Origin of the sequence: Nonomuraea sp. JJY05, from assembly GCF_043496855.1 — a bacterium.
In the GTDB taxonomy this organism is placed as follows: Bacteria; Actinomycetota; Actinomycetes; order Streptosporangiales; family Streptosporangiaceae; genus Nonomuraea.
Genome location: NZ_JBIEIS010000069.1, coordinates 12,150 through 33,977, shown reverse-complemented (window position 1 = coordinate 33,977; position 21,828 = coordinate 12,150). Strand labels below are relative to the sequence as shown.

Genomic DNA, 21,828 nt, shown 5'->3' with positions numbered 1-21,828 from the left:
CGCCGTCCCGAAAGTTTCGATCAGCCTTCGTCAGCGGCCGGCAGGCTGCTGACTCGCGGCGAGGGTGCGGACGGCCGACACCACGGCCTCGCGGCGCCGGGCCAGGGCCGCCTTGTCGTCCTGCTCGTCGAGGACGAGGCGGCACAGCTGGGGGACGGCGAAGTTCCAGGCGACCAGCCCGAGCACGGTGAACATCCAGTCCTGGGCGGCGCAGGTGCGCTCGGGCCCGGCCAGTCCGGCTCCGACGCCGGCGTCCACCAGGTCGCGTACGTTGTCCCGGTACATCGCGCGGCGTTCGTCCTCGCCCTCGACGGGACCCGGACCGCTCTCCAGCGCCTCCCACAGCAGCAGCCTGATCAGGTCCGGATGGTCCTGGTACCAGTCGAACAGCTGCCCCACGGAGTCGGCCACCGCGCCGGGATCGAGGGCGTTGGCGTGGCAGACCTCGTCGACCTTGGCCCGCACCACGGCGCCGAACAGCTTCTCCTTGCCCCCGAAGTACAGGTAGATCGCCTGCTTGTTGGCCTTGGCGGCGGCGGCTATGCGCTCGACCCGGGCGCCGGCCAGGCCGTGCGCGGCGAACTCGGCGGTGGCGGCCTGGAAGATCCGCTGTCGGGTGGCCTCCGCGTCGTAGCTCATGAACTGAATTAAACCATCCAGTTGACTTTCCGGGCGACATCCGCTTCGATCTAAACCAACCAGATGGTTTATTTCTGAGGAGACATCATGTCCATAGCTCCCGTGCCGGTCCGCTCGCCGCTGTCCACCGGTCTGGCCGGCTCCACCGCCGTCCTCATCGGCGGCACCTCGGGCATCGGCCTGTCCGCGGGTGTGCTGCTGGCCGAGGTGGGCGCCCGAGTGGTGCTGGTCGGCCGCGACCAGGCCAGGCTGGCGGCCGCCGTGGACCGCGTACGCGGCGCGGTCCCGGCGGGCGGCCCTGCCGACGGCCCTGCGGACTCGGTGCTCGGCGTCTCCGCCGACGGCTCGGACGAGGACGCGCTGGCGGAGGTCTTCGAGCGGGCCGGCCAGGTCGACCACGTGCTCGTGACGTCCGGCGGCCTGGGCGGGGCGGGCCCGGTGACCGAGCTCTCCCACGACGACCTCCGCTCGGTCCTGGACACCCGGCTCTGGGGCGCCGTCGCCGCCGCCCGGCTCGCGGCGAACCGGCTGCCGGCGGGCGGTTCGATCACCTTCACCTCCGGCACGTTCGTCGTCCGCCCGATCCCCGGGATGACCGGTCCGCTGGCGGCCGTCGGCGCCGTGGAGACCTTCACCAGGGCGCTCGCCGTCGAGCTCGCGCCGAAACGGCTGCGGGTGAACGCCATCCGCTACGGCAGCTTCGACACCCCGCTGCTGCGCACGGTGTCCGGGCTCGACGGCGACGCCGCGGTCGCCAAGGCCGGGGAGGGCACCCCGCTCGGCCGCTTCGGCACGGCCGAGGAGGCCGCCGCCTCGGCCCTCTTCGTGATGGCCAACAACTACGTCACCGGTCAGGTGATCACCGTGGACGGCGGGCAGAGCCTGGCGTGAGTCAGATGTGAGCAGGCTGGGTGAGCGGCCCGGACCGGCGACCCGACCGCGCGGCGGGTTCCCGGACCTCGACACGATCGCCGCTCGCGCGGCGACGGCGTCAGGCTGAGCTCCGCTCGCGCCGTTCGTCGCGGGTTTCTGACCGCTCGCCGTAAAGATCTTCAATACTGCATACCGTATGTGGTACGCGTGTGAGGTGGCAAGATTCCTCGACCGTTCCCGGATCGTGGCGGCACCCGGCTGGAGCCGGTGGCTGGTGCCGCCCGCCGCACTCTCGGTCCATCTGGCGATCGGGCAGGCGTACGCGTGGAGCGTGTTCAAACCCCCGCTGGAGTCCTCCCTTCACCTGTCGGGCACGCAGAGCGCCCTGCCGTTCCAGCTGGGCATCGTCATGCTGGGCCTGTCGGCGGCCTTCGGCGGCACGCTGGTGGAGCGCAACGGGCCGCGCTGGGCGATGTTCGTCTCGATGGCCTGCTTCTCCTCCGGCTTCCTGCTGTCCGCGCTCGGCGTGGCCACCCGGCAGTACTGGTTGGTGGTGCTCGGCTACGGCGTCGTGGGCGGGATCGGGCTCGGCATCGGCTACATCTCCCCCGTCTCCACGCTGATCAAGTGGTTCCCCGACCGGCCCGGCATGGCGACGGGGATCGCGATCATGGGGTTCGGCGGCGGCGCGCTCATCGCCTCGCCGTGGTCGGCGCAGATGCTGGAGTCGTTCGGCACGAGCACGGGCGGGATCGCCACCACGTTCCTCGTGCACGGCCTGGTCTACGCGGTCTTCATGACGATGGGCGTGCTGCTGGTGCGCGTCCCGGCGGAGGGCTGGTCTCCGCCGGGGTGGACGCGGCCCGCGGTCGCGGTCAGGCCGCTGATCACCGACGCGGACGTCTCGGCCCGCAACGCGATCCGCACCCCGCAGTTCTACTGCCTGTGGGTCGTGCTGTGCTGCAACGTCACCGCGGGCATCGGGATCCTGGAGAAGGCCGCTCCCATGATCAGGGACTTCTTCGCGGGCACGGCCACGCCGGTCGCGGTGGGCGCGGCGGCGGGGTTCGTCGCGCTGCTGTCGCTGGCGAACATGACGGGCCGCTTCGTCTGGTCGTCCACCTCCGACCTGATCGGCCGCAAGAACATGTACCGCGTCTACCTGGGGGTCGGCGCGCTGCTCTACCTGGTGATCGCGCTGGCGGGCAACTCCTCCAAGCCGCTGTTCATCCTGTGCGCGCTGGGCATCCTGTCCTTCTACGGCGGCGGCTTCGCGACGATCCCGGCGTACCTGAAGGACCTGTTCGGCACCTACCAGGTCGGCGCGATCCACGGCCGTCTGCTCACGGCCTGGTCCACGGCGGGCGTGCTCGGCCCGCTGATCGTCAACGCCATCGCCGACGCGCAGAAGGCGGCGGGGCGGTCGGGGCCCGCGCTCTACACCACCTCCCTCTACATCATGATCGGGCTGCTGGCGGTGGGCCTGCTCGCCAACGAGCTGATCCGGCCGGTGAGCGACAGGTACCACGAGAAGCCGGCCGAGCCGGCCATGGAAGGGCAGGCGACATGATGACGTCCAGGCGGACCGCCCTGATGGTGCTGGCGTGGGCCTGGGTCGCGCTGCCCTTCGCGTTCGGCGTGTACGAGCTGGTGCTGAAGCTGACGCAGCTGTTCGACTAAGGGGTGTTGCGCACAGTAGCGGGGCGCTGCGGCTCGGGCGACAGGGCCTCGGCCAGGTCGCGGATGATGCTGCGGTGATCGCCGCGCCGCCAGGCGAGGGCGAGCACGCTCGGGGCCAGACCCGTGACCGGGATGGTCATGATGCCCGGCCGCCGGTAGATCTCGGCGTTGCCGGCGGCGAGCAGGACGATGTTGTCGCTGCTCTCAAGCGCCGCGAAGGTCTCCTCGGCGTTCGTCACGGTCGTGCAGACCACCGGTGGCCGCCCGCCGCGCTCGTCGGTCGCCAGCCAGTGGTCGCGGAGGGGGCCGGCGCTTTCGGGGAGCGCCAGGAATTTCTCGTCCAGGAGCTCGGCGAAGTCGACCTCGTCCCGTTCGGCCAGCCAGTGGCCCTGCCGGAACGCGACCCAGCGCGGCTCCCTGGCCACGACCCGGACGTTGAGATCATCCTGACCGGGGAACGGCAGCCAGACGAACGCCACGTCGACCTCGCCCTCGGCCAGGCCCACCGTGGGGTCGGTCCAGTTGACCTGGCGCAGCCGCAGGTCGCACCCGGGCCGGCGTCCGGTGAACCGTTCCCGCAGCGTTGCCAGGAGGCCGCGTCCGACACTGGTCGACATGCCGACGGTCAGCCGTGAGGCTTCGGCCGCGGCGGCGTCGCCGACGGCCCGCTGGGCCTCGTCCCACTGCCGGAGCAGCTCGCGGGCGGCCGGCAGCAGCGCCTCGCCCGGCGAGGTGAGCCGCACCGTGCGCCGGTCGCGGGAGAACAGCCTCACTCGCATCAGCTCTTCGAGCTGGCGTATCTGCTTGCTGAGCGTCGGCTGCGAGATGAACAGGCGCTCGGCCGCGCGGGTGAAGCTGAGCTCCTCCGCCACGGTCACGAAATATCTCAGGTCACGCAGATGAGCATCCATAGCCGTCGGCTATTACAGCAGATATTGGACGTGCGAGGAAGGTCGACGCCACGATTGCGACATGAGCACCACGGAGGATCGCCTGGCGATCATCGAGACCTGCACCCGCATGGCCTGGCATGCCGACCAGCGCGAATGGAACCGTCTGGGCGAGGTGTTCGCGGACTCGGTGACCCTGGACTACACCAGCCTGAACGGCGGCGAGCCCGCCGTGCTGACGCCGGCGCAGATCGTCGAGGCCTGGTCGGGCCTGCTCGGCTCGTTCGACGCCACCCAGCACCTGATCACGAACCACCTGGTGACCGTCGACGGCGACACCGCGCTCTGCACGGCGTCATTCCAGGCCACGCACCGCCTCACCGATCCGTTCGGCTCGCCGCTGTGGACGCTGGGCGGCACCTACCGCTTCGAGCTGGTCCGGTCGGACGGCGCGTGGAAGATCGGCGCCGTGGTGATGACCGCCACCTGGGCCGACGGCAACCGGAACCTGATGTCCCTGGCGGCGGGAAACGGATGATCGCCCTCGTGACCGGCGGCAACCGGGGGATCGGCCGGGAGGTCTGCCACCAGCTGGCGGCACTCGGCCACACCGTCCTCCTCACCGCCCGATCGCCGGCGGCGGCCGAGACCGCGGCCAGGGAACTCGGGGGCGACGTCGTCCCGCTGCGGCTCGACGTCACCTCCGAGGAGGACATCGCGGAGGTGGCGGCCGCTGTCGCCGAGCGGTACGGGCGGCTGGACGTTCTGGTCAACAATGCCGCCATCACCTACGACACCTGGCAGAACGGCGCGTCCGCCGACCTGGACGTCGTCCGCGAGGCCGCCGAGACGAACCTGTACGGTCCCTGGCGGCTGATCCAGGAGCTGCTGCCGCTCCTGCGCGAGAGCGCGCACCCCCGGATCGTCAACGTCTCCAGCGAGGCGGCCTCGCTGACCAACATGGGCGGCGGCACCCCGGCGTACGGCACCACCAAGGTGGCCCTCAACGCCCTGACCCGCATGCTGGCGGCCGAGCTTCGCGGTGACGGCGTCCTCGTGAACGCGATCTGCCCGGGCTGGGTCGCGACGGACATGGGAGGCCCGGGCGGCCGTCCCGTCTCCGAGGGCGCGGCCGGCATCGTCTGGGCGGCCACGCTGCCCGACGACGGCCCGACCGGCGGGTTCTTCCGCGACGGCCGCCCCCTCCCCTGGTGAAACCCTGTGAAGGACAATGAAATGATCTTGGTGACGGGTGCGACGGGCAACGTCGGCTCCGAAGTGGTCCGAGCCCTGGCCGCGGCCGGTGAACCCGTCCGGGCGCTGGTGCGCAAGCCGGGCACCATGCCGCTGCCGGACGGCGTCGAGGCGGTGACGGGCGACCTCAACCGGCCGGAGAGCATGGCCGCAGCGCTGGGCGGGGCCCGCGCGGTGTTCCTGCTCCCCGGGTACGAGGACATGCCGGGACTGCTGGCCGAGGCCCGGCGTGCGGGGGTGGAACAGGTCGTGCTGCTGTCCGGCGGCTCGGCCGGGAGCGGCGACATGACCAACGCGGTGACCCGTTTCATGGCCGCGTCCGAGTCCGCCGTGCGGGAGTCGGGGCTGCCGTGGACGTTCCTGCGGCCGAGCGCGTTCATGTCCAACGCCCTGCGCTGGCTGCCGCAGCTCCGGTCCGGCGAGCAGGTGCGGGTCCCGTTCCCGGACGTGCGCACGGCGAGCGTCGACCCGCACGACATCGGGGCCGTCGCCGCCCGCGCGCTGCTGTCGGAGGAGTACCGGGGCGAGATCCTCCGGCCGACCGGTCCGGTCGCGATGCCGCCCGCCGACCAGGTCGCCGTGCTGGCCAAGGTCCTCGGCCGCGATCTGGAGTTCGTGGGCCTGACGAACGAGCAGGCGCGCGCCGACCTGCTCGCGACCATGCCCGTCGAGTACGTGGAGGCGTTCTTCGACTTCTACGTCAACGGCTCGCTCGACGAGTCGATCGTCCGCCCGACCGTCCGCGAGGTCACCGGCCGCGAGCCCCGCACCTTCGAGCAGTGGGCACAGGCCCATGCGGACGACTTCCGCTGAATCCCCCTCGCATCCCAACTCCACGAAAGCTCCAGATGAACCAGAGATTGCGGCGCCTTCTCGCCGCAAGCTCCGCCGCCGCATGCGCGATCGCGCCGGTGGCGGGCTGTTCGAACGACGACAAGCCCGCGACGCCGTCCGTGCAGAAGACGGAGCCGGGACGCTTCGCCTCGTCCAACCCGGGTTCGGTCAACACCTACTGGATCCAGGCACCGGAGGGCCTGGTCCTCATCGACACCCTGCGCACGCCGGCCGATGCCCGCAAAGCGGTGGCGGAGATCAAGAAGACCGGCAAGCCGGTCGCCGCCATCCTGCTCACTCACTCCCATCCCGACCATGTGGGCGGGGCGGGCGCCTTCCACGAGGCGTTCCCCAAGGCCCCCATCTACGCCTCCAAGGCGACCGACAAGACGATGCGGGAGGACGATCGCGGCTTCTACCCGCTGGCCCGTTCGGCGAACGCGGACTTCCCCGCCAAGCTCACCTACGCCGACCGGACCTTCGAGGACGGCGCACCACTGCAGGTCGGCGGCCTCCGGTTCGAGACCGCCACGTTCGCCCACGGCGAGTCCGACACCGCGGACGTCTACTACCGTCCCGACACCGGCGACCTCTTCTCCGGTGACCTGGCGACCGGGAAGGTCACGCCCGCGCTGATCGAGGGGACCAGCTGTGGCTGGCTCCAGATCCTCGATCAGCTCGGTGGGCGCTTCTCCGGGGCCAGGACGATGTACCCGGGGCACGGCGCCGCGGGCCCGGCCCGCGCGTTGATCGACGAGCAGCGCCGGTATCTCCAGGTGTTCCGCGCTCTGGTCCGGCCGGCCGTCGCCCCGGACTCCCCCGATGGCAGGACGGTCGGCCCCGGCGAGCAGAAGTCGATCATCGCCGAGCTGGACCGCGCCTACCCGGGCCATCCACCGGTCGCGGACCTTCCGACCATCGTGCAGGACAACATCAAGGCCGTCGCGCGCGAACTGTCAGCCGAGGACCCCGCGAAGACGCCTGCCGCCTGCGCGGATACCCCTCGGAAGGGGACGGACGGGCTGCTCGCGCCGGTGAGCGCCTACGTCACCGCGGTCAACGGCCGCGACCTCGACGCGCTGGCGGGAGCGTTCGCCGCCGACGCGGAGCTCGTTGACGTCGGGCGGCGTTTCAAGGGTCGCGCCGCGATCCGCGACTGGGCCCGGGCCGAGGTCATCGGCGGCAGCCTGACCGTCATCGAGGTCGTCGAGAACCGGCCCGGTCACCAGCGCCTCCTTGTGCGCTTCGCCCCCGGCGGCCAGGGAGGCTTCAACGCCCACTACGCCTTCACCGTCGACGGCTCGTCCATCACCGAAGCCGAACTGACCTATGCGAACTGATCGAAGGAGCAGACGTTCAATGACCACCGTGCAGAAGGTGAAGTTCTCCGCCGGCGACGTGGCGCTGACCGGGAACCTGTTTCTGCCCGACGGCGCCGGACCGGTGCCGGGCATCGTGGTGGCGGGCACCTGGACGAGCGTCAAGGAGCTGATGGCCGACCGGTACGCCGAACGGCTCGCCGACCGCGGGTTCGCCGCCCTGTCCTTCGACTTCACGGGCTATGGCGAGTCCGAGGGCGAGCCGCGCGACTGCGAGGTCCCGGAACGGAAGGTCCGCGACATCAACCACGCGGTTTCCTTCCTCGCCGAACATCCCGCGGTGGACGCCGCCCGTCTCGGCGCCCTCGGCGTCTGCGCGTCCGCGATGTACATGAGCGGGAACGCCGTCGACGATCCCCGCATCCGGTCGCTGGCGCTCGTCGCGCCCTGGCTGCACGACCCCGAGATCTGCCGGGAGGTGTACGGCGGCGAGGAGGGCGTCGCGGGCAAACTCGCCGAGGCCGCACGGGCACGCGCGATGTACGAGGCGAGCGGCGAGGTCGAGTACGTGCCGGTCGTCAGCGGCTCCGACCCGCGCGCCGCCATGCCGTTCGACATCGACTTCTACCTCAACCCCGGCCGCGGCGGCCTCCCGCAGTGGCCCAACCGCTTCGCGGTGATGGCGTGGCCGGGCTGGCTCGGCTACGACTCGATCTCCCTTGCCTCCCGCCTGACCCAGCCCGTCCTGCTCGTCCACAGCGAGGACGCCGCCATCCCGGACGGGGCGCGGCGCTTCCACGCCGCGCTGGCCGGGCCCAAGGAGTTCGTCTGGACCGAGGGCGACCAGTTCGCCTTCTACGACCGGGAGCCGCAGGTCACGACGGCGGTGGACGCCGCGGCGGCCCACTTCGCCCGAACGCTGCCCCGCGCATGACCGGATGCCCGGCCTTGCCGACGATCTAGCCGAGCGAGATCCGGTCCAGGTCGGGCGCGGCCTCCGTGTCGTTGTAGAGCTTGACGGTGTTGGCGCCCGCCCGCAGCGTGACGGGCACGGTCGTGGTGTAGGGGGTGTTGTTGCCGGCGCCGCTCACCTTCACCTCGACCGGCGCCCCGCCGTTGACGCTCACGAAGTACGAGCGCTGCCCGTTGACGGTGAAGTCGATGAACAGCGTGTACTGCCGCGCCTCGGGCACCACGACGTCCTCGAAGAGCACGAAGGCGTCGGGGGCGCCGCCGAGGTTGCGGACCTTCTGGCCGCCGGAGCACGGTGAGCAGCTGGTGATGCCCGCGCTGCCGAGCCCGTTGCGCGAGTCCTCGGCCTCGCGCATGAACACCCGGTCGGCGGGGCGCGGCCGGACGCGTACCTGCCGGGTGACCGTGCCGGCCCGGCTCAGCACCTCGAACGCGGCCGTCACCGGGATGTCGGCCGGCGTGACGTCCTGGCCGGCCGGCGAGGTGAGGGTCCAGGTGCCTTCGAGGGTCTGCCCGAGCCGCATCGAGGCCGCGGCGGCGGGGGCGCCCTCGACCGTCCAGCCGGCGGGTGCGACCGGGGCGAGCCGCACCCGGTCGAGCGCGTCGTCGGCGTCGAGGCGCAGCCTGGCCGACACCTTCATCGTCTGCCGCCCGGGGCCGGCCCACTGCAGGCCGCCGGGCTCGACGGTCATGGTCGTCTTGGGCACGTACGAGGCGGGCGGCAGCGGCGCGACCGCCAGGCGGTCGACACCCGGCCCCTTGGCCGCGTCGCTGAACAGGGTGATCGTGTTGGCCCCGGCCTTGAGCGGCACCGGCAGCGCGGTGGAGAGCGGCACGTCCGGGTTGTCCCCCGGGACCCGGACCTCCACGGGCGCGGCGCCGTTGACGGCGACCTTCAAGGAGGTGGGGGCGGCGGCCGTGTGGTCGATCTGCAGCCGGTAGTCGCCGGCCGCCGCCACCGTGACGTCCCGGTACGCGATCGCGTTACGCGCCCCGCCGCCGAGTCCGGTGACCTGCGCGTGGCCCGAGCACGCCTGGCACGGGTCGAGGCGGGCGGCGCCGGAACGGTGCCGGTGCTCGGCCTCCAGCGGCGCCGGCTCGCCGAAGGAGAGCGGGCGGCCGCCCGCGACCCTGATCTCGTCGATCCGCAGCTCCCGGAAGAAGCGCGGCGCCTGCGGGCCGGCCCAGGTGTTCAGCACCTCGAGCTTGAGGTAGCGGGCGCGCAGCTCGCCCAGGTCGACGATCTGCGTGCCGCGGGCGCTGCGCATGGCGCCGGCGCGGACCGGCCCGCCCCAGTGCCGGCCGTCGTCGCTCGCGTAGACGCGGTAGTCCTTGATCCGTGCGGAGTCCTCGGGGCGGCCGAACGTCTCCCGCGCGTACGTCGGCGACCATTCGCGCTGGCTGACGGCCAGGTAGGCAGCCTTGCGCACCCGGCCGAGGTCGAGCGTCACCGAGACGGGAAGGGTCGCGCCGCTGTCCCAGTAGACCTCGTGGCTGCCGTCCACGAGCGCCGCGGCGGGGTGGCCGTCGCGGGAGGCGGTGGCGGTGGCCTTGAGCCCGTCGTAGAAGCCCTGGCGGCCGGCCGTCTCGACCTTGAACACCGTGTCGTAGTCGTCCCATCGGGTGATGCCGAGGATCGTCAGGTAGCCGCCGGACTGGCTGAAGCGCATCCGCTCGCCCGTGCGCAGGTCGCTGACCCGGGTCACCCGGTGGCCGTCGTCGCGCAGCCGCACCTGGTCGGTGCTGGGCCTGGTCACCACGTGCACGTACTGGACCCCGGTAGATGGCGCGGCGCCGCGCTCGACGGTGACGACGCCGTGGGCGCCGTCGTTCCAGAAGCCGGGCTGCAGGCCGCCGTACATGTAGCCGCCGCCCTCGACGCCCCGCAGGGACGCCTCGATCGGCGGGACCCACGTGGACATGAAGGCGTTGAACTCCTCCTGCTGGGGCGGGAACCTGCCGTTGACCATCGGGGTCTCGGCCATCAGCGACTTCATCGAGGAGCCGGCGTTGGTGACGTAGCGGCCGGTGCTGAGGCGGAAGTCGACCGGGTGGCTACCGCCGTCGTACCACCAGTCGCCGGTGGTGGGCAGCTTGTAGTCGGCTTCGACCAGGCGCGGCATCGGGGTCCAGGCGGCCTGCGGGTAGTCGTAGGCCGGGGTCATGCCGGTCTTCTGCTCGTTGCTGACCGTGTCCATGATCGGGGTGTCCTCGTTGTTGTTGCTCAGCAACCAGGACGGGCGCTGCTCGCGGATCTGCTCGTAGAGCCGGTTCTGCTCCCAGTACTCGTTGTCGTTGTCGATCCAGAACCCCGCGAGGTCCTGATATCTGGCCATCACTTCGAAGAAAAGGTCGTAGCTGTACATGCCGAACCCGGCGCGGGTGGTCAGGTCGACCTGCCGCCCCTTGTACGCCGAGTAGGCGGCCGAGTCGAGCGTCTCGACGCCCTGCTCGTTGTGCCACTGCGGGTCGTCGGTCATGTAGAGGATGACCCGCACGCCCTTGGCCTTGCCGGCGTCCACCAGCTCGCCGAGGAAGTCCCGCCTGGTGCTGCACGAGCCGGGGATCTGCGACGGCCACGGCCGCGCGTACCCGAGCCTGCTGTGGAAGGTCGCCAGCACGATGTACGAGGCGCCCAGCTTGCGGGCCTCGTCCACCCAGTAGTCCGGGCTCCAGCCGCCGCCCGTGACGTCGCTCTCCCAGGCCGCGCAGTCGAGGTGGCGCGGCGCGGTGAACATGCCCCAGTGCAGGAACAGCCCGGCGGTGGAGTCGCGTAACCACTGCTGCCTCGGGTGCCGGACCTCCGCGCCGGCGGGCGCCGCGCACAGGCCCGCGACCACGGCGAGGACGAGTGCGGCGAGGAGGGTACGGCGATGCGGTCGAAGTCTCATGGAGTCGCTCCCCTTCAGACATCCGACGAATACAGCACCCACGGGCCATGGTCAAGACTCTTGACGCGTCAGGGCGCCAAGTGATCCTATGACTCATGATAGGAAAGTTTCCTAATGGAGAGTCGATGCGATTACTCACCACGAGCGCGCTGCCCGCCGGAATGCTGCTGCCCGCCCTCCCGGCAGCGGCGACCAGCGGGCCGAACGGCGCTACGCCACCTACTGCAGCGGCACGCGCCAGTTCGAGGGCTACTTCAAGATCACCAGCCTGCCCGGTTCGCGGATCAGCCTCAAGCAGACGTTCAAGACCACGGGCCCGTACTTCATGCTCGCCGTCGAGCGCGGCGGGCGGCTGTACGCGGTGCACGGCGGCGACACGATTGCCACGGGGGCGACGATCGGCACCACGGTCCGCGTCAACACCGTCCACGTGGTCGGCAGCGTCCACCGCACCTACATCAACGGATCGCTGAAGCACACCGTGGCCGGCGAGAGCGGCAGCTTCTCCGACAAGTTCGGGGCGTACCGGACGGCCGGCGGCCAGGGGCCCGCCACGGTCGAGTGGAGCGGCATCCGCTTCTGGCGTAAGTAGGGGGCGATGAGGGCCCAGATGGCATTGGTGCTGATGGCGCTGGTGGCCGCCGGGTGCGCGGCCTCCGCGCCGATCGACGTCACGCTCGGCGACGGCCCCTACCCGAAGCCCGGCCCCGGCTGGGCCGAGCCACGCGTGATCCCGGGAGGGTCCCCCGGGATCCGGCCGGTGGGCGGCGAAGGGGCCGCGCCCACCGGCCTGACGGCCACGGTGACGCAGGCCGACGGCGTCGCGTTCCGGTGGGCCGACCGGGCCCGCGACGAGGAGGGCTTCCTGCTGGAGGACCGCCCCGCCGGCCGCCCCGGCTATCGCGTGACCGCCGTATTGGCGCCGGACGTCAACGCGTTCGGCCTGCTCACCCTGCCCGAGGAGCGGCACGCGTCGTACCGGGTGCGCGCCTTCCGCTACGGCCCGCCGTCGAACGTCGTCCGGCGGACGACCGGCGACGACCTCCCATCCCCCACCACCGAAGAAGACTGAGCTCACCATGAACAAGCTGTCCGCGGCCGGAGCGCTCGCGCTGGCCGTCACGTTGGCGCTGAGCGCCTGTTCGAGCGGTACGCCGAGCACCTCCGCCGCACCCTCCGCCGGCGGCAGGCAGAAGGTCACCTTCCTCGTCTTCCCGTCGCCGAACCTGCCGGAGTCGTACTGGAAGGCCCAGGTCGCGCTGGTGACCAAGGCCAACCCCGACCTCGACGTGGAGCTCGTCGCCGCGCCGTCGGAGTCGGAGCGCAACGACTACGCCAAGCAGCTCGCCGCCTCGGGCCAGCTGCCGGACGTGCAGATCGGCATGCAGGACCTGATCGCGCTGGAGCCGAACCTGGCGTCCTGGACCGAGCAGGAGCTCAAGGACTTCATGTGCCCGACCTGTGGGGCGGTCAACGGCAAGGTGCTGCAGCTGCCGGCCAACACCCAGACGATCCCGAACGTCTACTACAGCAAGAAGCTGTTCAAGAAGGCCGGGATCGAGGCGCCGCCGAAGACCTACGCCGAGCTGCTCGCCGACGCGGGCAAGCTCCAGGCCGCCGGGATCACGCCGTTCGTGAGCGGCGGGGTGTTCGTCACCTCCCAGCCGTGGACCGCCATCCTGGCCACCGACCTTTATGCCAGGACGCCCGACTGGATCGCCAGGCGGCGCGCCGGCCAGGTGACGTTCGCCGGTGACCCGGCCATGAAGGCGGCCACGCAGAAGTTCGCCGACCTGGCCGCCAAGGGCTACATCGACAAGCGGCAGATCGGCCAGGACTACCCGAAGACGCAGGAGGCGTTCCTGGCCGGCAAGGGGGCGATGTACCCGATGGGCAGCTGGTTCGCCGCCGCGGCCGACCAGTCGGACATGAAGGACGACATCGGCGTGTTCGCCTGGCCGAGCGACGACGGAAGCCTGCGTCTGCCGGCGTTCACCGGCGGCGGCCTGTCGGTCAGCGCCACCGCCAAGAACCTGGCCGCGGCCAAGAAGTTCGCGCTGGCCTTCCAGCTCACCAAGGAGAACCTGGACGCCTCGGTCAAGGCCGACGCTCTCTTCCCCGCCGTCAAGGGCTACACGCCGCCGTCCAGCACCGGCCCGGTCTTCAAGGCCGTGTACGACCTGTGGCGGCAGGCCGTTCAGCAGAACGCCACCGTCCCGGCGTTCGGCTGGGAGGCGGGCGACGCGGCGATGCTGCCCGGCATGCAGGGCAAGTTCTGGTCGACCGCGCAGGACCTGGTCAGCGGCAAGAAGACGACGGACCAGGCGCTGGCCTTCCTCGACACCGAATGGGAGAAGAGCGGCTGATGGCCGTCAGCACCACCCATCGCAGGCCCGGCACGCTCGCCCGCCGTAAAAGCAGGCGGCCGGCGTGGCCGGACCTGTGGCACTTCCTGACGTTCGCGGCGCCGGGCACGCTCGTCTACACGTGCCTGGTGCTGCTGCCGATCGCGATGAGCGTCGGCTACAGCCTCACCAACCAGGCGCTGCTCAGGCCGGACACGCAGTTCGTGGGCCTGCGCAACTACGCGCTGCTCTTCCGGGACGAGACGTTCCTGAGCTCGCTGCGGGTCACCACGATCCTGACGCTGATCGTGGTCATCGTCCCGAACGTGCTCGGCGTGGCCGTCGCCGTCGTCCTCGACCGGCGCGGCTGGCTCTACAACGCGCTGCGCAGCGTCTTCTTCACGCCGATGGTGATCAGCTCGGTGGTCATCAGCGTGATCTGGACGCGCGTGCTCGCCGACGACGGGCCGGTCAACCAGGGGCTGCGGGCCCTCGGCGTGGCCGAGCCGCCGGGCTGGCTGTCCGACCCGGACATCGCGCTGTACTCGCTGTCGTCCATCGTCTGCTGGCAGATGCTCGGCTTCTGCGTGGTCGTCTACCTGGCCGGGCTGCAGGGCGTGCCGCAGGAGCTGGCCGAGGCGGCCGCGATCGACGGGGCGGGGCCGCTGCGCCGCTTCTGGAAGGTGACCTGGCCGCTGCTGGCGCCCGCGCTGACCATCAACACCGTCGTGCTGCTGATCTCGGCGTTCAAGATCTTCGACCACGTGAAGGTCATCACGAACGGCGGCCCGGGCACGGGCACGACGGCCAGCGTGGCGTTCGTCGTCCTGCAGGAGGGGTTCGTGGAGAACCGCACCGGTTACGCCTCCGCCGAGGCGGTCGTCATGCTCGTCGTCATCGCCGCCCTGTCGGTGGTCACGCTGCGGATCCTGCAGCGCAGGGAGGTGCAGCTGTGACGGGATCCCGCCTTCCCTGGGCGCGTCCGCTGGTGGCGCTGGTCATCGGCGCGGTCTTCTTCATCCCCCTCTACATCGCGCTGATCAACGTCTTCAAGGCGAGTGGCCAGGTGGCTCGGGACACGATGTCGTTGCCCGATCCGTTCACCCTGGACAACCTCACCCGCGTGCTGACCGACCCCGGCAGCCTCTTCTGGTCGTCGCTGCGCACCAGCATCGTGGTCACGTCGCTGTCGATCGTCATCCTGACGCTGCTGTCGGCCATGCTGGGCCACTACCTGGCGCGGCACACCCGGTGGTGGTCGCGCGCGGTCATGGTGCTGCTGCTGTGCGGGCTGATGATCCCGCCGCAGGTCATCCTCATCCCGGTCACGCAGGTGCTGAAGTCGCTCGGGCTGATGTCCACGCTCCAGGGGCTCGTCCTGTTCAACGTCGGCTACTACGTGCCGTTCGGGGTGTTCGTCTTCTCCGGGTTCATGAAGGGCATCCCGCGCGAGCTGGAGGAGGCGGCCGCGATCGACGGGGCGACGCGCTGGCAGACGTTCTGGCGCGTCGTCTTCCCCCTCCTGCGGCCGGCCACCGCGAGCGTGCTGATCTTCCTCGGGGTGTGGATCTGGAACGACTTCCTCAACCCGCTGATCATTTACGGCCCGCGCGAGGGCACGACGATCATGACGGGCGTCTACAAGTCGCTCGGCCAGTACGCGGCGGACTTCGGCGGCATGTTCGCGCTGATGTTCCTGGCCACGCTGCCGATCCTGGTCTTCTACCTGCTGCTGCAGAAGCAGTTCGTCAAGGGACTCACGGGCGGCGCGACGAAGGGCTGACGGTCTCCTCCAGGCTCAGGCTCGGCGGCAGGCCCTGGACCGTGGCGGTGCCGTCGCGGTCCACCCGTACCTCGACGTCCGCGTCCCCCACGCGCAGCCCGGTGGCGGACAGCGCGCCCAGGGGCGCGCCGGACAGCGGGCGCAGCTCCACCCGGCCGGCCGGCACGTCGGGGTAGAGCCCGGCCGCCGCGTGGGCGATGACGACCGCGGCGGCGGCCGACCACGCCTGGGGGCGGCAGGCGGCCGGGTAGGCCACCGGGCGGCCCACCCGGTCCCGGGCGTCGCCCGCGAACAGCTCCGGCAGCCGGTAGCCGAACGACTCGGCCGCCGCCAGCAGCCCCTCGGCGAGGCCGGCGGCCTCCTCGTCGAAGCCCTCCCTGGCCAGTCCGCCGATGACGATGGCCGTGTCGTGCGGCCAGACGGATCCGCAGTGGTAGGACAGCGGGCTGAACCCGCCCTCGTCCGAGGACATCGTCCGCAGCCCGAACGCCTGCGCCATGCCGGGTGAGGCCAGCAGGCCGGCAACCCGGGCCGACTCCTCGCGCGAGAGCAGGCCGGTGCCGAGCAGGTGGCCGATGTTGCTGGTCAGGGAGTTCACGGGGCGCTTGTCGCGGTCGAGGGCGAGCGCCGGGAAGGGGCCCAGGGGCCCGTCGACCCAGAAGGCGGCGCGGAAGCGCTCGGCCAGCGCCCCGGCGTAGTCACGCCATCGGTCGGCGCCCGGCAGGCCGAAGGCGTCCAGGAGGGCGGCCCCGTGCAGGGCGGCCTGGTGGGCGTAGCCCTGCACCTCCGCCAGCGCGATCGGCGGCTCGGCCTGGCGGCCGTCGTGGAAGCGCACCGAGTCGCCCGAGTCCTTCCAGCCCTGGTTGGCCAGGCCGCGGCCGCTGGAGTCGATGTACTCGACGAACCCGTCCCCGTCGGGGTCCGCGTGGTCGGCGAGCCAGCCCAGCGCGGCCTGGAGGTTCGGCAGCAGCGCCCGCACCTGCGAATCCGGCAGGCCCCAGCGCCACGCGTCGTGCAGCAGGCTGATCCAGAGCGGGGTGGCGTCGATGGTGCCGTAGTAGGCGGCGGGCAGCCGTCCGCCCTTGTCGTCCAGGTCGAAGGCGTCCCGGCGCAGCTCGTGCATGATCTTTCCGGGGGCCTCGCCGGAGTCCGGGTCGAGGCGCCGCCCCTGGCGGCGGGCCAGGACGCGCAGGGTGCCCGCGGCCAGCCGGGTGCCGAGCGGCAGGAGCATGCGGGCCGCCCAGATGCTGTCCCGGCCGAAGAGGGTCAGGAACCAGGGCGCCCCGGCCGCGAGGAACGTGTCGCCGGGCTCGGCGGGCTCGGCCAGCCGCAGCGAGCGCAGGTCCTCGAGCGACCGCTCCAGCAGCCTGGTGACGCGCCGGTCGTCGGCGGTGACGTGCGGCGGGCTCCATTCGAGGGCCGCGGCGGGGGGCACGACGACCGCGGCGGGGTCCTCGACGGCCAGCTCCCAGCGCAGGCTAGCCCGGCCGCGGGGCGGCAGGCTCACCTCCCACCGCAGGCACGCCCCGTCGCCCGCGGTCGCGTGGGCGTCGTGGCCGGTGACGGTGACGCGGGTGGTGTCCGCGTGCCAGGTCAGGCGTCCCTCCCCGGCCGCGCTCGCCGGTACGGGGGTGCCGCAGCGCCCGGACTTGACCGCCTCGACGGCCGCGAAGTCGCACGCCAGCTCGACGGTGACGGTGGCCGTGACCGGCGACGACGCGGTGGAGACGATCTCCACCCGCTCGCCCATGCCGTACGGCGACACCTCCCGCGAGCGCTCGATCCGGACCGTGGGATCGGCCGTGCGGTCGCCGAGCCAGCGGGCCAGGGACACGAACCGGGCCTGTCCGGCGGCCCCGGGCGCGTACCCGATGGACTCCGGCTCGCGCCCGTCCACGAGCAGCCGGGCCTGGGACAGCACCCGGCGGTCCGCGCAGAAGAGCCCCTGCACGCCGGCCGGGCGGATCTGGCCGTCGGCGTCGCTCAGCGCGCTCGCCGGCGCCATGACGGTGCTGACCAGATCGTGCAGCAGCGGCTGAAGCACTACGTTTCCCCCTGAGGTCGGTTCAATGATCACCACCGGGTCTTGACAGACGGACGCCGGGGGTGCAGATTTCGAAACACTCCGCTAACTTTGAACGATCAAATCATGCCGCAACAGACTTTGAACGTTCAACCCCCTCGAAAGGTGATTTATGGCGGAAAAGGTGACGATCACCGATGTGGCGAAGGCGGCGGGCGTGTCGCGCCAGACGGTGTCGAACGCGCTCAACAGCCCGGAAGTGGTCCGAGAGGAGACCCTCAAGCACGTCCTCGAGGTGATCGAGCGGCTCGGCTACCGCGCCAACCAGGCCGCCCGCCAGATGCGCACCGGCCGTTCCCGCCTGATCGCCATCGGCATCGAGCCCGACGGCGACGGGATCAGCGGCTCGTGGGCCGACCGCTTCCTGCACAGCCTGTCCCAGACGGCGGCGCAGGAGGGCTACCGGATCCTGCTCTACACCGCCGCCGACGACCGCTCGGAGATCGCGACGTACGAGGACCTGCTCGGCGCGTACAAGCCGGACGCGTTCGTGCTGACCGCCACCCACCACGACGACCTGCGCGCGTCCTGGCTGCTGGAGCGCGGGCTGCCGTTCGTGGCGTTCGGCCGGCCCTGGAGCGACCTGCCCGACGCGCGCCATCCGTGGGTGGACGTGGACGGCGCCGCGGGCACCGAGGCGGCCACCCGCCACCTGCTGGCCGCCGGTCACCGGCGCATCGGCTTCATCGGCTGGCCGCCCGGCTCGGGCGTGGGTGACGACCGCCGCGAGGGCTGGGCGAGGACACTCGGCGCCCAGGATCTGGCCGGGCTGCAGCGGGCGGTCGAGGACGGCATCGCCGCCGGGGAGAGCGCGGCCCGCGACCTGCTCGCCGCCGACCCCGGCGTGACCGCCCTGGTGTGCGCGAGCGACTCCCTCGCCCTCGGCGCCCTGCAGGCCCGCGAGCCCGGCCGGCCCGTCGCCGTGATCGGCTTCGACGACACGCCCGCCGCCAGGGCCGTCGGCCTCACCAGCGTGCACCAGCCGCTCGGCGAGGCCGCCGCGGCCTGCGTCGAGCTGCTCGCCCGCGCCCTGGAGAGCCCCGACGCCGAGCCGCCGTCGGCGCACGTGCTGCTGGCCCCCTCCTTGACCATCCGCCAGTCCGCCTGACCCCACCCCCCAACGCGAGAACAGGACCCCCTCCGATGACTCCACGCACCCGCCGCGCCGCCGCGATCAGCGGCCTCGCCTGCGTCACGCTCGCTCTGTCGGCCTGCGGCAGCGGCTTCGACGACAAGCCGAGCCAGGCCCCCCAGCAGAGCGGCGGCCAGGTCGACCTGCAGATCCTCATCGGCTCCTCCGGCGACGCCGAGACCGCGGCCGTCAAGCAGGCCGCCCAGACCTGGGCCTCCTCGGCGGGCGCGGCCGCGACGGTGACGCCCGCGCAGGACCTCGCCCAGCAGCTCGGCCAGGCCTTCGCCGGTGACAACCCCCCGGACGTGTTCTACGTGGACGCCTCCCGCTTCGCCGACTACGCCAGCGTCGGCGCCCTGGAGCCGTACGGCGACAAGATCAGCCGGCCCGACGACTTCTACCCCTCCCTGCGCACGGCGTTCACCCGTGACGGCAAGCTCTACTGCGCGCCCAAGGACTTCTCCACCCTGGCGCTGATCGTCAACAAGGATCTGTGGTCCAAGGCCGGGCTCACCGACGCCGACGTGCCGACCACCTGGGAGCAGCTCACCTCGGTCGGCGAGAAGCTCAAGGCCAAGGGCGTCACCCCGCTGGCGATCGGCCCGACCCGCGACCGCGTCGGCGCGTTCATGGTGCAGGCCGGCGGCTGGCTGACCAGCCCCGACGGCAAGCAGGCCACCGCCGACAGCCCGCAGAACCTCGCGGCCCTCGAGTACGTGCGCTCGCTGGTGTCGGCCAAGCTGGCCCGCTACCCCGACCAGCTCGACGCGGGCTGGGGCGGCGAGGCGTTCGGCAAGGGCAAGGCCGCCATGACCATCGAGGGCAACTGGATCAAGGGCGCGCTCAAGGCGGACTTCCCCGACGTCACGTACTCGGTCCACGAGCTGCCGGCGGGCCCCAAGGGCAAGGGCACGCTGTCGTTCACGAACTGCTGGGGCATCTCGGCCAAGAGCAGGCACAAGGAGCAGGCCATCTCGTTCGTCGAGGCGATGACCAAGGCCGACCAGCAGATGACCTTCGCCAAGGCGTTCGGCGTCATGCCCTCGCGCCAGTCCGCCAAGGCCGCCTACACCGCCGAGTTCCCCGACGACGGCCCCTTCGTCAACGGCGCCGACTACGCCCAGGGCCCCGTGAACGCCCCCAAGATGGACAGCGTCCTGACCGACTTCGACGCCGGGCTGCAGCAGCTGGCCACCACCGCGCCCAAGACGCTGCTGCAGCGGACGCAGAAGAACATCCAGGCCGCGCTCGGCACGTCATGACCATCAGCAAGACACGTGAGAACCTGGCGGGCTGGCTCTTCGTGGCCCCCGTCGTGGTGATCCTGGGCCTGTTCATGCTGGCGCCGATCCTCATGGCGCTGTGGGTGAGCCTGACCGACTGGAACGGGCAGGGCAGCCCGTTCCGGGGCGGCGTGCCGTTCGTGGGCGTGGACAACTACACCCGTCTGTTCACCGAGGAGGGGCTGGCCAGGCAGGACTTCATGACGAGCGTGCGCAACAACGTCTACTACGTGGCCATCGTGGTCCCGCTGCAGACCGTGCTGGCGCTCGGCCTGGCCCTGATCGTCAACAGCCGGCTGCTGAAGGGCCGGACGTTCTTCCGCGCCGCGTTCTTCTTCCCCTCGGTGACCAGCTCGGTGGCGATCAGCGTGGTCTTCCTGTTCGTGTTCGCCAACTCCGGCGCGGTCAACGCGCTGCTGGGCCTGTTCGGCATCGACGGGCCCCAGTGGTTCGCCGACTCGCGCGGCGTGCTGCACCTGCTGCTCGGGTCCGTCGGACTGGTCGATCCGGCGGCCCCGCCGCAGGCGCTGACCTCCGGCGGGCCGTTCGGGCTGTCGTGGTGGGAGTGGCTGTCCGGGCCCAGCGTGGCGATGACGACCATCATCATGCTGGTCGTCTGGACCACGTCGGGGACGTTCATGCTCATGTTCCTGGCCGCCCTGCAGGACATCCCGGTGTCGCTGGAGGAGGCGGCCATGCTGGACGGGGCGGGCCGCCGCCAGGTCTTCAGGAACGTGACGCTGCCGCTGCTCAAGCCCACCCTGTTCCTGGTGCTCACGCTGGGGCTGATCTCGACGTGGCAGGTCTTCGACCAGATCTACGTGATGAGCCAGGGCAATCCCGCCAAGACCACCCTCACGCCGGCGTTCCTGTCGTACCAGACGGCTTTCCGCAGCTTCGAGTACGGCTCGGGCACCGCGATCTCGTTCGTGCTGTTCGCCATCATCGTGGTGCTGACCCTGGTCCAGCGCTGGGTGATGAGAGAGAGGCGCCATGCGTAAGGACAACGCGCGCTCGCTGGCCTCCACGTTCACCGGCTACTGCATCCTGGTCTTCTTCGCGCTCGTCTTCCTCTACCCGTTCGTCATCCAGATCGCCACCTCCTTCAAGACCGAGCCGGACGCGGCGGCGCACCCCCTGTCGCCCATCCCCGGCCCGGTGACGATGGGCGGCTACGAGAAGGTGTTCCTCAACACCGACCTGCCGCTGTGGCTGGGCAACTCGCTGCTGGTGACCGTGGTCGTCACGGCCGGGCGCGTGCTGCTCGACTCCATGGCCGGGTACGCGCTGGCCCGGCTGCGCTTCGCTGGCCGGCGTGCGATCTTCTCGTCGATCATCGCGATCATGGCGGTGCCGGGCGTGGTGCTGTTCATCCCGAAGTTCCTGGTGCTGAACCAGTTCGGCATGTACGACAGCTACACCGCCCTGATCCTGCCGGTGCTCGCGGACGCGGCCGGGGTGTTCATCATGAAGCAGTTCTTCGAGTCGCTGCCGGTCAGCGTCGAGGAGGCGGCGCGGGTGGACGGAGCGGGCGTCTTCCGCACGTACTGGTCGGTCGTGCTGCCGATGGCCCGGCCCGCGCTGCTCACGCTCACCATCATCTCCTTCCAGGGCACCTGGAACGAGTTCCCGCACACGCTGGTGGCGGTGCAGAACCCCGAGCTGTTCACGCTGCCGCGCGGGCTGGCCGACCTGGTGAGCGGGTCGCTGGGCAAGGGCACGCAGTATCCGCTCAAGCTGGGGGCCGCGCTGATGGCGACCATCCCGGTGGCGGTGGTGTTCGTGATCTTCCAGCGGTACTTCGCGCGCGGCGCCAACGAGGGCTCCGAGAAGGGCTGACCGCTCGCCGG

20 protein-coding genes are annotated in these 21,828 nt (G+C 71.3%); 16 read left to right on the top strand and 4 right to left on the bottom strand.

Annotation, left to right across the window (positions count from 1 at the left end; all coding sequences use genetic code 11):
• Positions 1 to 30: 30 nt before the first annotated feature.
• Positions 31 to 639 carry a TetR family transcriptional regulator gene (locus tag ACFKCF_RS56980; RefSeq protein ID WP_394505270.1) on the bottom strand — a complete coding sequence of 203 codons (609 nt, stop codon included), beginning with the start codon at positions 637 to 639 and terminating at the stop codon, positions 31 to 33.
• An 87-nt stretch (positions 640 to 726) separates the two neighbouring features.
• Here ACFKCF_RS56980 and ACFKCF_RS56975 point away from each other — a divergent pair, with 87 nt between their 5' ends.
• Both ACFKCF_RS56975 and ACFKCF_RS56970 read left to right on the top strand, forming a co-directional pair.
• The gene (locus ACFKCF_RS56975; RefSeq protein ID WP_394505268.1) at positions 727 to 1,530 is read left to right on the top strand and encodes an SDR family NAD(P)-dependent oxidoreductase; all 804 of its coding nucleotides are present in this window, start codon (positions 727 to 729) and stop codon (positions 1,528 to 1,530) included.
• 196 nt (positions 1,531 to 1,726) lie between these two features.
• Complete coding sequence (locus ACFKCF_RS56970; protein ID WP_394505266.1) at positions 1,727 to 3,082, top strand: OFA family MFS transporter; 1,356 nt, start codon at positions 1,727 to 1,729, stop codon at positions 3,080 to 3,082.
• 106 nt (positions 3,083 to 3,188) lie between these two features.
• Here ACFKCF_RS56970 and ACFKCF_RS56965 read toward each other — a convergent pair whose 3' ends face one another.
• Positions 3,189 to 4,103, bottom strand: a complete 915-nt coding sequence (locus tag ACFKCF_RS56965) for a LysR substrate-binding domain-containing protein (RefSeq protein WP_394505265.1) — start codon at positions 4,101 to 4,103, stop codon at positions 3,189 to 3,191.
• A gap of 61 nt (positions 4,104 to 4,164) precedes the next feature.
• On the opposite strand from ACFKCF_RS56965, the gene ACFKCF_RS56960 reads away from it, so the two are divergent.
• From ACFKCF_RS56960 to ACFKCF_RS56940, 5 genes are read left to right on the top strand one after another with little or no spacing between them, the layout of a single operon-like run.
• Positions 4,165 to 4,620: a nuclear transport factor 2 family protein gene (locus ACFKCF_RS56960; protein ID WP_394505263.1), complete on the top strand. Its 456-nt coding sequence runs from the start codon at positions 4,165 to 4,167 to the stop codon at positions 4,618 to 4,620.
• Positions 4,617 to 5,297 carry an SDR family oxidoreductase gene (locus ACFKCF_RS56955; protein WP_394505261.1) on the top strand — a complete coding sequence of 227 codons (681 nt, stop codon included), beginning with the start codon at positions 4,617 to 4,619 and terminating at the stop codon, positions 5,295 to 5,297. The genes ACFKCF_RS56960 and ACFKCF_RS56955 overlap by 4 nt, the downstream gene beginning before the upstream one ends.
• 21 nt (positions 5,298 to 5,318) lie before the next feature.
• The gene (locus tag ACFKCF_RS56950) at positions 5,319 to 6,149 is read left to right on the top strand and encodes an NAD(P)H-binding protein (RefSeq protein ID WP_394505259.1); all 831 of its coding nucleotides are present in this window, start codon (positions 5,319 to 5,321) and stop codon (positions 6,147 to 6,149) included.
• Between the two features lie 35 nt (positions 6,150 to 6,184).
• Positions 6,185 to 7,510, top strand: a complete 1,326-nt coding sequence (locus ACFKCF_RS56945) for an MBL fold metallo-hydrolase (protein WP_394505257.1) — start codon at positions 6,185 to 6,187, stop codon at positions 7,508 to 7,510.
• A 19-nt stretch (positions 7,511 to 7,529) separates the two neighbouring features.
• Complete coding sequence (locus ACFKCF_RS56940) at positions 7,530 to 8,423, top strand: alpha/beta hydrolase (protein WP_394505256.1); 894 nt, start codon at positions 7,530 to 7,532, stop codon at positions 8,421 to 8,423.
• Between the two features lie 25 nt (positions 8,424 to 8,448).
• On the opposite strand, the gene ACFKCF_RS56935 is transcribed toward ACFKCF_RS56940, so the two are convergent.
• Positions 8,449 to 11,352: a CBM35 domain-containing protein gene (locus tag ACFKCF_RS56935; RefSeq protein ID WP_394505255.1), complete on the bottom strand. Its 2,904-nt coding sequence runs from the start codon at positions 11,350 to 11,352 to the stop codon at positions 8,449 to 8,451.
• Between the two features lie 325 nt (positions 11,353 to 11,677).
• Here ACFKCF_RS56935 and ACFKCF_RS56930 point away from each other — a divergent pair, with 325 nt between their 5' ends.
• From ACFKCF_RS56930 to ACFKCF_RS56910, 5 genes are read left to right on the top strand one after another with little or no spacing between them, the layout of a single operon-like run.
• The gene (locus tag ACFKCF_RS56930) at positions 11,678 to 11,944 is read left to right on the top strand and encodes a hypothetical protein (RefSeq protein ID WP_394505254.1); all 267 of its coding nucleotides are present in this window, start codon (positions 11,678 to 11,680) and stop codon (positions 11,942 to 11,944) included.
• A gap of 18 nt (positions 11,945 to 11,962) precedes the next feature.
• A complete protein-coding gene (locus tag ACFKCF_RS56925; protein ID WP_394505252.1) occupies positions 11,963 to 12,424 on the top strand; it encodes a hypothetical protein in 462 nt (153 codons plus the stop codon).
• 7 nt (positions 12,425 to 12,431) lie between these two features.
• On the top strand, positions 12,432 to 13,718 hold the full coding sequence (locus tag ACFKCF_RS56920; protein WP_394505250.1) for an ABC transporter substrate-binding protein: 1,287 nt from the start codon (positions 12,432 to 12,434) through the stop codon (positions 13,716 to 13,718).
• Positions 13,718 to 14,653, top strand: a complete 936-nt coding sequence (locus tag ACFKCF_RS56915; RefSeq protein ID WP_394505248.1) for a carbohydrate ABC transporter permease — start codon at positions 13,718 to 13,720, stop codon at positions 14,651 to 14,653. The genes ACFKCF_RS56920 and ACFKCF_RS56915 overlap by 1 nt, the downstream gene beginning before the upstream one ends.
• A complete protein-coding gene (locus ACFKCF_RS56910) occupies positions 14,650 to 15,480 on the top strand; it encodes a carbohydrate ABC transporter permease (RefSeq protein WP_394505246.1) in 831 nt (276 codons plus the stop codon). The genes ACFKCF_RS56915 and ACFKCF_RS56910 overlap by 4 nt, the downstream gene beginning before the upstream one ends.
• Here ACFKCF_RS56910 and ACFKCF_RS56905 read toward each other — a convergent pair.
• Entirely contained in the window at positions 15,455 to 17,524 is a 2,070-nt protein-coding gene (locus tag ACFKCF_RS56905; RefSeq protein WP_394505244.1) for a glycogen debranching N-terminal domain-containing protein, read from the bottom strand. The two genes, ACFKCF_RS56910 and ACFKCF_RS56905, sit on opposite strands and share 26 nt — an antisense overlap.
• Before the next feature lie 151 nt (positions 17,525 to 17,675).
• Between ACFKCF_RS56905 and ACFKCF_RS56900 the strand changes: the two genes are divergently transcribed.
• The 4 genes from ACFKCF_RS56900 to ACFKCF_RS56885 are packed head-to-tail and all read left to right on the top strand — an operon-like array spanning position 17,676 to position 21,817.
• Positions 17,676 to 18,671, top strand: coding sequence for a LacI family DNA-binding transcriptional regulator (locus ACFKCF_RS56900; RefSeq protein ID WP_394505242.1), 996 nt, complete (start codon positions 17,676 to 17,678; stop codon positions 18,669 to 18,671).
• 35 nt (positions 18,672 to 18,706) lie between these two features.
• The gene (locus ACFKCF_RS56895; protein WP_394505241.1) at positions 18,707 to 19,957 is read left to right on the top strand and encodes an extracellular solute-binding protein; all 1,251 of its coding nucleotides are present in this window, start codon (positions 18,707 to 18,709) and stop codon (positions 19,955 to 19,957) included.
• Positions 19,954 to 20,979: a carbohydrate ABC transporter permease gene (locus tag ACFKCF_RS56890; protein WP_394505239.1), complete on the top strand. Its 1,026-nt coding sequence runs from the start codon at positions 19,954 to 19,956 to the stop codon at positions 20,977 to 20,979. Before ACFKCF_RS56895 ends, ACFKCF_RS56890 begins: the two co-directional genes overlap by 4 nt.
• Positions 20,972 to 21,817 (top strand): carbohydrate ABC transporter permease, encoded by an 846-nt coding sequence (locus tag ACFKCF_RS56885; protein ID WP_394505237.1) that lies wholly within the window; start codon positions 20,972 to 20,974, stop codon positions 21,815 to 21,817. Before ACFKCF_RS56890 ends, ACFKCF_RS56885 begins: the two co-directional genes overlap by 8 nt.
• Positions 21,818 to 21,828: the final 11 nt, after the last annotated feature.